Source organism: Agrobacterium sp. ST15.13.015 (assembly GCF_027871645.1).
Lineage (GTDB): Bacteria > Pseudomonadota > Alphaproteobacteria > Rhizobiales > Rhizobiaceae > Agrobacterium > Agrobacterium leguminum.
Window position 1 is genome coordinate 1 of record NZ_JAQAHF010000002.1, and the last position, 12,736, is coordinate 12,736.

Consider the following 12,736-nt stretch of genomic DNA (forward strand, 5'->3'; position numbering starts at 1 on the left):
CTGTGCGTCCGAAAACTGTGATGCTTTCATCGTCTTCCGTTCCTTTCCCAGCCAGGAAAATGCACCGGAAAACTCTAACCAAAAACGGTCCAGTTTGAAGGGTTCAGATCATTTGTGGGGCGACGTTCTCTTCAACTGCCCAAAATTGTGGACTTATTGGTCGAGGGAAAGCCAAGAAAACAAGCACTCACACGTCTCAAGATGAGGGTGCAGCGCGTCAAGGAGGGCATCGCGATTCTGGGATTGTCATCCGAAGACGGGCTACTGTACTTGGAGGCCGCAATCGATTTCAACTCCGGGCGTTTGGTTTTTGACCCGATGTTGGAGCACTTTAATTTGGACGACGGTACTATCCGGGCGGCAGAACGTGCAGCTGAACTAAATGAATTTTGGGCTGAGGTGTTTTTGAACGGGGTCTGCCAATTGTGGGACTCAGAGAATTCGAGGTTACTTGCCGAGGCAAATGCTTACTTGCCGCTCAATTGCTTCTTCAATGCAGAAGGGCACAATAAGTCAGTAGAAGCGATACAGGCGGAGATCGAAAGGAGACGTCTTATTGCTGGAGAAAGGGTTAATTGAGAGGGACTTCTTTTCTCCGACAAGCCGCCATAATTGTCTGCCGCTTCACGTCAAAGCTATGCAATTTTGCACCTCGAACGTTTGAAATGGGCGCAAACAGAAGCGCCGCCATTGATGAAGCGAGCCGAATGGGCGTTTCACCCGCGGTAAACGCGAGAGTGGCACAAATGCCGACTACCCTTGACGGCTACACTCCCAACTTCTATTTTCATTATTACGTGAACGTAAAAGTAATTCATCAATCATCAGGTTGTCTGACAATTGGCTGGCGTGCGACATGTTTTGCCGCTATAGAAGCTCGACAAAGGCGTCCTGCTTTGCGAAGACAGGCGCTGGTGGATGCGGTGTCGCGTATGGCTTTTTGACCGGCGCAGGCGATGCGCCGGGAATGCCGGAAAGCGGATATAACAACAGCCGGATGGGACCGGCGATGCGGAGAGGATGAGATGACGGAAGCGATGGAACTGCCCGAACGCGAAGCGATGGAATTCGACGTTGTGATCGTTGGCGCGGGTCCTGCGGGCCTTGCCGCCGCGATCCGGCTGAAGCAGGTGGAGCCGGAGCTTTCGGTCGTCGTTCTCGAAAAGGGTGCCGAAGTCGGCGCGCATATTCTCTCCGGCGCGGTTGTCGATCCGATCGGCATCGACAGGCTGCTGCCGGGCTGGCGCGAAGAGGAGGGGCATCCCTTCAAGACCGAGGTGAAGGACGACCAGTTCCTGTTTCTCGGCCCGGCCGGCTCTATTCGCCTGCCGAATTTCATGATGCCGCCGCTGATGAACAATCACGGCAATTACATCGTCTCGCTCGGGCTGGTCTGTCGCTGGCTGGCGGAAAAGGCGGAAGCGCTCGGCGTCGAGATCTATCCGGGCTTTGCCGCAACCGAAGTGCTCTATAATGATGAGGGTGCGGTCATCGGTGTCGCCACCGGCGATATGGGCATCGAAAAGAACGGCGAGCCGGGCCCGAACTTCACCCGCGGCATGGAGTTGCACGGCAAATATGTGCTGATCGGCGAGGGCGTGCGCGGTTCGCTCGCCAAGCAGCTGATTTCCAAATTCGATCTGTCCAGGGATCGCGAGCCGCAGAAATTCGGCATCGGCATCAAGGAACTCTGGCAGGTCAAGCCGGAAAAGCACAGACAGGGTCTCGTGCAGCATTCCTTCGGCTGGCCGCTCGGTTTCAAGACCGGCGGCGGTTCCTTCCTCTATCATCTCGAAGATAACCTCGTCGCCGTCGGCTTCGTGGTGCACCTCAACTACAAGAACCCCTATCTTTATCCCTTCGAGGAATTTCAGCGCTTCAAGACGCATCCGGCCATCCGCGAGACCTTCGAGGGCGGCAAGCGCATTTCCTATGGTGCGCGCGCCATCACCGAAGGCGGCTACCAGTCGGTGCCGAAGCTGACTTTCCCCGGCGGCGCGCTGATCGGCTGTTCCGCCGGTTTCGTCAATGTGCCGCGCATCAAGGGCAGCCATAATGCGGTGCTGTCGGGCATGCTGGCAGCGGAAAAGATCGCCGCGGCGATTTCCGCCGGCCGCGCCCATGACGAGGTGGCGGAGATCGAGGCCGAATGGCGCGAAGGCGATATTGGCAAGGATCTGAAGCGGGTCAGAAACGTCAAGCCGCTGTGGTCGAAGTTCGGCACGCTCATCGGTGTTGGTCTCGGCGGTCTCGACATGTGGACCAACCAGATCTTCGGCTTCTCCGTCTTCGGCACGCTGAAGCATGGCAAGACGGATGCGGAGAGCCTTGAGCCGGCCGCAAAGCATAAGCCGATCGCCTATCCGAAACCGGATGGTGTGTTGACCTTCGACCGCCTCTCCTCGGTGTTCCTGTCCTCCACCAACCATGAGGAAGACCAGCCGGTGCATCTTCAGGTGAAGGACATGGCGCTGCAGAAATCGTCGGAGCACGACGTCTTTGCCGGCCCTTCGACGCGTTATTGTCCGGCCGGTGTTTACGAATGGGTGGAGAAGGACGGCGAAGAAGTCTACGTCATCAACGCCCAGAACTGCGTGCACTGCAAGACCTGCGACATCAAGGACCCCAACCAGAACATCAACTGGGTGCCGCCGCAGGGCGGCGAGGGGCCGGTTTACGCCAATATGTGATGGCGATTACGGCCGAAGCCTTCTCTTCCGTCATGCTCGGGCCTGTCCCGAGCATCTGCAACGGATTGATTTCACGATACGTGGATAGGTCCTCGGGACAGGCCCGAGGATGATGCCGAGCGTGGGAAGACCGCTCGCAATCACTCTCAGCCGTTGTGTCATACGGCCGAGAGTGACGACATTTGCGGAACGAGCAGACCTCTGATCGAAGGGCCAATTTCCCGCGAAGCAGACGCGTCGTTAACGGTTGCCGTGTCTAGCCCGGGATGAGAGAGCGGCGTTCACAGCCCGTCTCCCCGTCAGTATTTGTGGATTGCTCTTCGATTTCCTACATATAGGATGTTGGGGTGTTGCGTGGTCGCGTGGCCCGTGGATTGTGGTTCAGCGATGCGGTAACGCCTTGAATGTGCATATGGTCCTAGGTACCGTCGCCCGACGGCAGGGAGTGAAGGAATGTCCGGCTTTCAAAGGCTGAATATCGTGCGGAAGACAGGGTTCGTTGCCGGTGTGGCGGCGCTTGCGATGATTGCCGTTTCTTTCAGCGGCGGTCCGCTGGTGGCCGCAAGCTGCCGTACCGACGCCATGGCCGGCATCGACTGGCGCGAATGCAACAAGCGTCTGCTGATGCTGGGCGGCAGCAATCTCGATTCGGCAATGCTTTACGGCACGGATTTCACCTATACCGACCTGCGCGGTTCATCGCTGAAGGGGGCCAATCTCGAGAAGGCGAAGCTCATCCGCACGGCCCTTGGCGAGGCGAACCTGCAGGGCGCCAATCTGACCAAGGTGGAAGCCTATCGCAGCGATTTCTCCGCCGCCGACGCCACCAACGCCAAATTCGTCAATGCTGAAATGCAGCGGACCAAATTCGAAAACACCAAGCTGGACGGCACGGATTTCACCAAGGCTGAACTCGGCCGCGCCGATTTCGAGGGCGCGACACTGAACGGCTCGAAATTCTCCCTGACCAATCTGTCGCGGGCCCGTTTCGGCGGCGCCAAGCTCGGCGGCCCGGTGGATTTCACCAGCGCATTCCTGCTGCTGACGAGGATCGAAGGGCTCGATCTTTCCATGGCCACCGGCCTTGATCAGAAGCAGATCGACATTGCCTGCGGCGACGCCAAGACCAAATTGCCGAACGGCCTCACCGCGCCGGCCTCCTGGCCGTGCCCGGAAGATCCGGACGACGATTGACAGGAATAGCCGGGCGTTTTTGCGCTCGGCCCAAACATCTCCATAAGCGGAAGAGAAGCGTCCGCGATGCGGACGCCTCGCCGGCGATCAGAAGCCCGAAAGCACGATCTTGCCCTTGGCCTTGTTGCTCTCGATCAGCGCATGCGCCTTGATGAGATTTGCGGCATTGATGGTGCCGAAAACCTCGGTCAGCGTCGTCTTGATCTTGCCGGCATCGACAAGCCCGGCCACATGGTTGAGCAGCCTGTGCTGCTCGATCATGTCAGGCGTCTGAAAAACGGCGCGGGCGAACATCATTTCCCAATGGATCGATACGCATTTGCGCTTGAAGGCCATGACGTCAAAACCGCCAGCCGGATCGTCGATCAGCGCGAAACGGCCCTGCGGCGCGATGGTCGCCACGCTGTCGGCGGCATGAATGTCGCTATGGGTGGTGGAGAAGACAAAGCCCGGCGCACCGAGCCCGAGCGCTTCCACCTGCGGGGCTATCGGCTTGCTGTGATCGATGACGTGATGCGCGCCGAGTTCCTTCACCCACGCAATCGTCTCGGGCCGTGAAGCGGTGGCAATGACGGTGAGATCGGTCAGCGCCCGCAGAAGCTGGACGGCGATGGAGCCGACGCCGCCCGCGCCGCCGATGACCAGAATGGCGTTGGCCGCGCCCGGAACCGGCTCCTTCACCCGCAGCCGGTCGAACAGTGTCTCGTAAGCGGTGATGGCGGTGAGCGGCAGGGCGGCGGCTTCCTCGAAATTCAGAGACTTCGGCTTTGCGCCGACGATACGCTCGTCCACCAGATGGAACTCGCTGTTGGAGCCGGGGCGGTTGATGACACCGGCGTAAAACACCTCGTCGCCCGGTTTGAACAGCGAGACCTTGTCGCCGACGGCTTTCACCACGCCCGCCGCATCGAAGCCGAGCACGCGCGGTTCGCCGTTTTCCGGCGACTGGTTGCGGCGCACCTTGGTATCGACGGGGTTCACCGAAACGGCCTTCACTTCCACCAGAATATCGTGCCCCTTTGCTTCCGGCTGGGGCAGGTCGATATCGACGAGGGCGTCTTTCGCGGTGATGGGCTGGCTGGTCCTGTAACCGATGGCGCGCATGAACAGTCTCCTTTGCTTGTTTGCGTGCCTCTTACTTGATACATATGAACATCGATCGCAAGAATGCACATTTTGTGATGATACATACAAAAAGGATACTGTGATGTCGCGACCGCGCGCCAAGCTCACCGGCAACTTTCCCGGCTGCCCGGTGGAATCGGCCTTAAGTTTCCTCGATGGCAAATGGAAGGGCGTGATCCTGTATCACCTCATCAATGAGGGCACGCTGCGCTTCAACGAGTTGCGCCGCCATATTCCGAGCGTCACCCAGCGCATGCTGACCAAGCAGCTGCGCGAGCTGGAAGAGGCCGGCCTGATTTCCCGCACCGTCTTCCCGGTGGTGCCGCCGCGCGTGGATTATGCGCTGACACCGCTCGGCGAGACGATGATACCGGTGATTTCGGCGCTGAAAAGCTGGGGCGACGCCCATGTCGTGTGCAAGAACGGCGCGAAATATACCCGCCTTCCCGAGGCGAAGGAAAAGGCCGCCTGAAAAATCACAGGTAAAAGCGCACCCCTTAGTGCGCCTTTTTCATGGTGCGATGCAACATGTATTTGCCCCGATTGATGCATAATGCTGCGATCTCGATTCGCAGCAGGGACATCAGGACACATGAGCATCGGTTGGTTGGAGGCCGCATTTCTCGGCTTTTTGCAAGGGCTTACGGAATTTCTTCCGATTTCTTCAAGCGCGCATCTGAGGATCGCCGGGGAGTTCCTGCCCTCCGGCGCGGATCCGGGAGCCGCCTTCACCGCGATTACGCAGATCGGCACCGAAGCGGCCGTGCTGGTTTATTTCTGGTCGGATATCATGCGCATTGCCATCGCCTGGCTCCGGCAGAACTTTCGCCTTGGCGAGTATAACAAGGCCGATGCCCGGCTCGGCTGGCTCATCATCATCGGTTCTGTGCCGATCGTCTTTCTTGGCCTGTTCTTCAAGGATGCCATCGAGCACTCGCTGCGCAACCTTTACATCACCGCCGTGATGCTGATCGTCTTCGGCATCGTTCTGGGCGTTGCCGATAAAATCGGTGAAAAGCGTTACAAGCTGAACCAGCTTATCTGGCGAGACGGTATCCTGTTCGGTTTCGCGCAGGCCATGGCGCTCATCCCCGGCGTTTCGCGCTCGGGCGGCACCATCAGCGCCGGCCTGCTTTTAGGCTATACCCGCGAGGCGGCCGCACGTTATTCCTTCCTGCTCGCCGTTCCCGCCGTCTTCGGTTCCGGCTTTTACCAGCTCTTCAAAAGCATCGGCGAAGACAATCCAGTCGGTTGGGGCCCGACGGGGCTCGCGACCCTGATCGCCTTCGTTGTCGGTTATGCGGTGATCGTCGTCTTCCTCAAACTGGTATCCACCAAGAGCTACATGCCCTTCGTCTGGTACCGCGTGGTCATTGGCTTTATTTTGCTCGGGCTTCTGGGAGCGGGTGTTATTAGCGCGGGTGGGTGAGGGTAGGGCTTTTCGCTTTTCCCCACCGCAAATGAAAAGGCCCGCTCTTCCGAGCGGGCCTTTTGTCTTTTACAGCAACGTACCGCTGAGGATCACCAGCGCCACCGAGAAGTAGATGATGAGCCCGCTGACATCCACCAGCGTCGCGACGAAGGGGGCCGAGGCGCTGGCGGGATCGAGCCGCAGGCGCTGCAGCACGAAGGGCAGCATGGAGCCGGCGAGCGAACCGAAGGTGACGATGCCGACGAGGGCTGCGAAAACGGTGGCGCCGACCAGCAGCCAGTGTTCGCCATAGTCGTAAAAACCGGCCTGCTGCCAGAGGCTCAGGCGCAGGAAGCCGATGGCGCCCAGAATGCAGCCGAGCGTCAGGCCCGTCGGGATTTCCCGCAGCAGCACCCGCCACCAGTCGGAAAGCTTGAGTTCGCCAAGCGCCAGCGCCCGGATGATGAGCGAGGTGGCCTGCGAACCGGAGTTGCCGCCCGACGACATGATAAGCGGAATGAACAGCGTCAGCACCACGGCCTTTTCCAGCTCGCCCTCGAAATGCTGCATGGCGCTGGCCGTCAGCATTTCACCGAGGAAGAGCGCTGCGAGCCAGCCGGCGCGCTTGCGGATCATGTCCGGAAAACCGATCGTCATATAGGGCTTGCCGAGCGCTTCCATACCGCCGAACTTGTGGGCGTCTTCCGTCGTGTCGGCGATCATGGTGTCGATCACGTCATCGACGGTGACGATGCCGAGGATATGCGAACGGTCATCGACGACGGGAAGCGCCAGAAGATCGTGCTTGCGGATCAGCCGGGCGACATCCTCCTGCGACATCAGGGGGCTGGCGCAGACGATGCCTTCCTTCGATGCGACGGAGAGGATGGAGGCGCCAGCTTCGCCGGTCAAAAGGCGACGCAGCGTCACGACGGTGCAAAGCGTTCCGTCCTCAGCCAGCACATAGATGGCATAGACCGTTTCACGCGACCGCTCGACGACGCGGATGTGCGAAAGGGTCTGTTCCACCGTCCAATTGTCCGGCACGCTGACGAATTCCGTGGTCATGATCGAGCCGGCGGTACGCGGCGGATAACCCATCAGGTGCTGGATGGAGAGTGCCGTCGTGCGGTCCAGCCGGGAAAACAGCTTTGCGCGCGGCTCTTCGGCCATTTCCGCCATGACGTCGGCAACGCGGTCGTCAGACATCAGATTGACGAGGCGGGCGGCCTGTTCGACAGGAATATGGGCGATTATGGCGGCGGCGCCATGCAGTTCCGGCCGGTCGAGAATGGCGACGGCCTTTGCCTGCGGCATGGCGAGGAGGGCGGTTACGGCCTCGGCGACATCCAGCGTGTTGAGGTGCTCGACGCGTTCGGCAATGGTGGTGGAGGAACCGGCGTTTCCGCTACGAAGAAGACGTGCGGCCTTGCTGGCCCTCTGGGAGAGGTTGTGGAAGTTCATGATTGCTCACCTTTCCGTCGATTCGCCGATCACGGCGAACGCGGTGGTGAGCCGACAGCGGTCGGATCAGTTCACGTTCGCCGGTCTCGGCAAAGGCAATCGACTGCTACTGTCGCTAGACATCCAATGATGCTCCGTTGAAATCCGCGCCGTGCTGATTGGCCTGCGCGTAAGGCCGTGTTGCGCCTGAAACCGAAAAGAGTCAAGCACCCGATTGTGAAATTTCCGTAAGCTGCGATAGGGCCGGCTCAGGCCGCCTTTTCGCGCCGTTCGACGGTGACGGAAACAAGGAAAACGCCAAGCCCGAGAAGGGAAAGAACCGCGCCGACATAACCAGTGGAGGCGTAACCGAAACCCATGGCGATGACGAGGCCGCCGAGCCAGGCGCCGAGCGCATTGGCGATGTTGAAGGCGGAATGGTTGGAGGCGGCGGCCAGCGTCTGCGCATCCTGCGCCACATCCATCAGCCGCGTCTGTACGGCCGGACAGGCGGCGAAACCGCAGCCGATCAGGAAGACGCAGAGGCAGAGCATGAAAGGATTGTCCGCCGTCATGCCGAACACGGTCATGACAAGCACGTTGAAGGCAAGCATGCCGCCAATCGTGCCGTTGAGCGAGATATCGGCCAGCCGCGAGCCGACCACATTGCCGACATTCATGCCGATGCCGAACAGCGCCAGCACCATGGAGACGGTGGAAACCGGCATCATCGCCACATCGGTGGTGGTCTTGGCGATATAGCTGAAGACCGAGAACATGCCGCCGAAGCCGACGGCGGCTATGGCGAGCGTCAGCCACACCTGCACGCGGCGGAAAGCGCCGAGTTCGCGCCACACGCTGGCGCCTTCCTCCACCCTGTCACGCGGCTGGAAGAACCAGAGCAGAGCCACCGTCAGAAGCGCGATGCCGCCGACCAGCATGAAGGCCGCGCGCCAGGAAAGCAGCTGGCCGAAGAAGGTGGCGAGCGGCGTGCCGAGCAGGGTGGCGATGGTGAGGCCGAGCATGACGCGGCCAACGGCGCGGGCGCGCTTGTGGATCGGCGCCATGGAGGCCGCCACCAGCGCCGCAACCCCGAAATAAGCCCCATGCGGCAGGCCGGTGATGAAGCGCAGAACGGTGAAGCTCAGGAAATCCGGCGCGACGGCGCTCAAGATATTACCGGTCGCAAAAAGCCCCATCAGGCCGAGAAGCAGCGTGCGGCGCGTCATGCGCGCGGCGAGAACCGCGATGATCGGCGCGCCGATGACGACGCCGAGCGCATAGGCCGTGATGACATAACCCGCCTGCGGAACGGTGACGCCATAGGTGGTGGCGACGTCCGGAAGGAGACCCATGATGGCGAATTCGCCGGTGCCGATGCCGAAGCCGCCGGCGGCAAGCGCCAGTTCGATGAGCGCGATGGCAAGCGGGGAGAGGGCCACGGCAGGAGCGTCCGTGTAAACGGTTTCATTCTCCGCGCCAGGGCGGGCTTCGGACATATTCGACTGGCTCATCGTGACCTGAAAAGCGGGAAGGGCCCACAGAAAAAAGGGCAAGACCGTATGGGAGCGGTCTGCCCTGACTGGAGATGCGCGGTCATGAAAATGACCTTAAGTGATCCCTAACATGAAATGATGCGTTGCGGTAGAGCGATTCTCGGCAAAAGAGCATCTTCACGCGATGGTGTTCGGAACCCTATATAGGGTCAGGCATTTACGCGCGGCTGCCTCACTGGATCGGGTTGGAAACATGAAGCTCATTGCAATTTTCAATCGTGACGGCGGCACGTTTCGCACCACTGACATGGAAGCCTATTGCGACCATGCCCGCGAGGTCTTCACCCGCGCCGGCCACGCCATCGATTGCCGTCTGGTCTCCGGAAAGGATATCGTTGAGGAAATGGAGCGCGCCGCCGATGAGCCGGGCATTGAAGGCATCATTGCCGGCGGCGGTGACGGCACGATTTCCGCAGCAGCCGCCATCGCCTGGAAACACGGCATCGCGCTCGGCATCGTTCCGGCCGGCACCATGAACCTCTTTGCCCGCTCGCTGAAGCTGCCGCTCGATATTCGGCAGGTGCTGGAGATGCTGGCGAATGGCGAGATTGCCAGTGTCGACATCGCAAGCGCCAATGGCCGCCTCTTCGTCCACCAGTTTTCCGCGGGCCTGCATTCGCGCATGGTGCGCTATCGCAACAATCTCGCTTTTGCTTCCCGCCTCGGCAAGATCAAGGCAAGCATCCGCGCCGCCATCAACGTCATCCTCAATCCGCCGGTCTTCGAAGTGGAATACACCGTCAACGGCGAAACGCAGCATCGCAAGGTCTCGGCCATTTCCGTCTCCAACAATGAATTCGGCCAGAGCTCGCTGCTGGTGGCGGATAATGTCTCGGGCGGCCATCTCGGCTTTTATCTCACCGATCCGTTGCGTCCTTCCGGTGTCGCGAAACTCGCTTTCGACATTCTGCGCGGCAGGCTGAAGGAAAACGCCGCCGTGACCGCCATGACGGTGACGGATGTGGAACTGCATTTTCCGAAGAGACGCCATGACCTGCGCTGCGTCATCGATGGCGAATTGCTGCCGATGGAGCGGGATGTGGCGCTCGAAGTCCATGCCGGCGAATTGAAGGTGCTGGTGGGTCGGTCGTTCTTCGCATAACGCGTGACTGAGGAGCAGCGACACCCGCCTATGGACAGGGTGTTTGCCGCTTGTTTCTTCTCCCCGAGGGGGAGAAGTCCGCGGCAGCGGGATGAGGGGGCTACGGTAGAGATATTCGGAGAGCTAGCCCCCTCATCCGACCCTTCGGGCCACCTTCTCCCCGGCGGGGAGAAGAAACCCAGCCGCACCCGTTCGTCCAAGCCGCCCCCTAAAAAACGCCAGCCTTGCCAAATCGAAGCCGCCCGGCCATGTTCGGCGGGCGCGGTGGCGTGAGCGCCGCTGCCTTTATGGGAGTGCGATCTGTCATGAATGAAATCTCCAAGCCGATGTCCAATCTTGCCGTCATCGATGCCGCCCATCACCTCCACCCCTTTTCCGACATGGGCAAGCTCAACGCCGCCGGCACCCGCATCATCGAGCGCGCTGAAGGGGTGTTCATCTATGACAGCACCGGCAAGAAATACCTCGACGCCTTTGCCGGGCTCTGGTGCGTGAATATCGGTTACGGACGCCGCGAGATCGCCGATGTCGTGCAGCGCCAGATGAACGAACTGCCCTATTACAACGCGTTTTTCGGCACCACCACGCCGCCCGCGACGCTTCTGGCGCAGAAGATCGCCTCGCGCGCCGGGCCAAAGATGAACCATGTGTTCTTCACCAATTCCGGCTCGGAAGCGACCGATACCTGGTTCCGCATGGCGCGCGTCTACTGGAAGGCGCTCGGCCATCCGACGAAGACCAGGGTAATCGCAAGACGCAACGGCTATCACGGCTCGACGGTGGCGGGCGCTTCGCTCGGCGGCATGAAATGGATGCACGAGCAGGGCAACCTGCCGATCGAGGGCGTGGCCCATATCGGCCAGCCCTATTGGTATGCCGAGGGCGGCGATCTTTCACCGGCCGAATTCGGCCTGAAGGTGGCGCGCGAACTGGAAGCGAAGATCGATGAACTCGGCGAGGAAAATGTCGCCGCTTTCGTGGCCGAACCCATTCAGGGTGCGGGCGGCGTCATCGTGCCGCCGGAAACCTACTGGCCGGAAATCGCCCGCATCTGCAAGGCGCGCAACATCCTGCTCGTCTCCGATGAGGTGATCTGCGGTTTCGGCCGTCTCGGCTCCTGGTTCGGTTATCAGCATTTCGGCGTGGAGCCGGATTTTGCGCCCGTCGCCAAGGGGCTGTCTTCCGGTTACCTGCCGATTGGCGGCGTCATCGTCTCGGATCGTGTGGCGGAGGTGATGTTGTCCGAGGTCGGTGACTTCAACCACGGTTTCACCTATTCCGGCCATCCCGTCTGCGCCGCCGCCGCCCTGGAAAACCTCCGCATCATCGAGGAGGAGGGACTGGTGGAACGGGTACGCGACGATATCGGCCCTTATTTCTCCGAGGGCTGGAAAAGCCTGACGGATCACGAATTGGTCGGCGAGGTGGTGAACGTCGGCCTGATGGGCGGCCTTCAGATTACCGCCGACAAGGCGATGCGCCGGCGTTTCGCCAAGCCGGACGACATCGGAACCGCCGTGCGCAACCATTGCCTGGCAAACGGCCTCGTCATGCGCGCCACCGGCGACCGCATGCTGGCCTCACCGGCACTGACGATCAGCCGCTCGGAAGTGGACCAGATCATAGAAACGCTGCGCAAGGGGCTCGACCACCTGCGCGATACGCGAGAGCATTTCCAGTAAAAGGGCGTAGCGGTTTTACGTTCGGAAAATGCGACGAAAAAAACTCTTAGGGAGGACTAACATGGCAGGACAGGAACATCATTACGCCGTTCAGGTGAAATGGACGGGCAATCGCGGCAAGGGGACGTCGGGTTATCGCGACTATGAACGCGACTACACGATTTCCACTTCGGGAAAGGCGGACATCGCCGGCTCTTCCGACCCCGCCTTCCGTGGCGATCCCGCCCGCTGGAACCCGGAAGACCTGCTGGTCGCCTCGCTCTCGGCCTGCCACAAGCTGTGGTACCTGCATTTCTGCTCGGTCAACGGCATCATCGTCGAAGACTATGTCGACAATGCCGAAGGCACGCTGGTGATGGAAAAGGATGGCGCGGGGCAATTCAGCGAAGTGGTGCTGAAGCCGGTCATCACCATTTCAAAGGGGGATGCCGCCCGGGCGGATGAGCTGCACCATGATGCGCATGACAAATGCTTCATTGCGCGCTCGGTGAATTTTCCGGTGCGGGTGGAAGGGACGGTGAAGGTGGTTTGAG

11 protein-coding genes are annotated in these 12,736 nt (G+C 60.4%); 8 read left to right on the forward strand and 3 right to left on the reverse strand.

Annotation, left to right across the window (positions count from 1 at the left end):
• The first annotated feature begins 207 nt into the window (after nucleotides 1-207).
• The 3 genes from PIB16_RS03190 (at nucleotide 208) to PIB16_RS03200 (ending at nucleotide 3,884) form a co-directional block, all read left to right on the forward strand.
• Nucleotides 208-579 (forward strand): hypothetical protein, encoded by a 372-nt coding sequence (locus PIB16_RS03190; protein ID WP_271044974.1) that lies wholly within the window; start codon nucleotides 208-210, stop codon nucleotides 577-579.
• A gap of 446 nt (nucleotides 580-1,025) precedes the next feature.
• Nucleotides 1,026-2,690 (forward strand): electron transfer flavoprotein-ubiquinone oxidoreductase, encoded by a 1,665-nt coding sequence (locus PIB16_RS03195; RefSeq protein ID WP_271044975.1) that lies wholly within the window; start codon nucleotides 1,026-1,028, stop codon nucleotides 2,688-2,690.
• A gap of 453 nt (nucleotides 2,691-3,143) precedes the next feature.
• Nucleotides 3,144-3,884 (forward strand): pentapeptide repeat-containing protein, encoded by a 741-nt coding sequence (locus PIB16_RS03200; RefSeq protein ID WP_020808663.1) that lies wholly within the window; start codon nucleotides 3,144-3,146, stop codon nucleotides 3,882-3,884.
• A gap of 87 nt (nucleotides 3,885-3,971) precedes the next feature.
• On the opposite strand, the gene PIB16_RS03205 is transcribed toward PIB16_RS03200, so the two are convergent.
• On the reverse strand, nucleotides 3,972-4,988 hold the full coding sequence (locus PIB16_RS03205) for a zinc-binding alcohol dehydrogenase family protein (RefSeq protein WP_020808664.1): 1,017 nt from the start codon (nucleotides 4,986-4,988) through the stop codon (nucleotides 3,972-3,974).
• Nucleotides 4,989-5,091: 103 nt separating this feature from the next.
• On the opposite strand from PIB16_RS03205, the gene PIB16_RS03210 reads away from it, so the two are divergent.
• On the forward strand, nucleotides 5,092-5,481 hold the full coding sequence (locus PIB16_RS03210; RefSeq protein ID WP_059753738.1) for a winged helix-turn-helix transcriptional regulator: 390 nt from the start codon (nucleotides 5,092-5,094) through the stop codon (nucleotides 5,479-5,481).
• A gap of 120 nt (nucleotides 5,482-5,601) precedes the next feature.
• Complete coding sequence (locus PIB16_RS03215) at nucleotides 5,602-6,438, forward strand: undecaprenyl-diphosphate phosphatase (protein WP_271044976.1); 837 nt, start codon at nucleotides 5,602-5,604, stop codon at nucleotides 6,436-6,438.
• 69 nt (nucleotides 6,439-6,507) lie between these two features.
• Here PIB16_RS03215 and mgtE read toward each other — a convergent pair whose 3' ends face one another.
• Nucleotides 6,508-7,884 (reverse strand): magnesium transporter, encoded by a 1,377-nt coding sequence (gene mgtE, locus PIB16_RS03220; protein ID WP_125144607.1) that lies wholly within the window; start codon nucleotides 7,882-7,884, stop codon nucleotides 6,508-6,510.
• Nucleotides 7,885-8,132: 248 nt separating this feature from the next.
• Complete coding sequence (locus tag PIB16_RS03225; protein ID WP_271044977.1) at nucleotides 8,133-9,377, reverse strand: MFS transporter; 1,245 nt, start codon at nucleotides 9,375-9,377, stop codon at nucleotides 8,133-8,135.
• 235 nt (nucleotides 9,378-9,612) lie between these two features.
• Between PIB16_RS03225 and PIB16_RS03230 the strand changes: the two genes are divergently transcribed.
• The 3 genes from PIB16_RS03230 to PIB16_RS03240 all read left to right on the forward strand — a co-directional run bounded on the left by PIB16_RS03230 (nucleotide 9,613) and on the right by PIB16_RS03240 (nucleotide 12,735).
• Nucleotides 9,613-10,521: a diacylglycerol/lipid kinase family protein gene (locus PIB16_RS03230; RefSeq protein ID WP_271044978.1), complete on the forward strand. Its 909-nt coding sequence runs from the start codon at nucleotides 9,613-9,615 to the stop codon at nucleotides 10,519-10,521.
• 305 nt (nucleotides 10,522-10,826) lie between these two features.
• A complete protein-coding gene (locus PIB16_RS03235) occupies nucleotides 10,827-12,203 on the forward strand; it encodes an aspartate aminotransferase family protein (protein ID WP_271044979.1) in 1,377 nt (458 codons plus the stop codon).
• A gap of 61 nt (nucleotides 12,204-12,264) precedes the next feature.
• The gene (locus PIB16_RS03240) at nucleotides 12,265-12,735 is read left to right on the forward strand and encodes an OsmC family protein (protein ID WP_271044980.1); all 471 of its coding nucleotides are present in this window, start codon (nucleotides 12,265-12,267) and stop codon (nucleotides 12,733-12,735) included.
• Nucleotide 12,736: the final 1 nt, after the last annotated feature.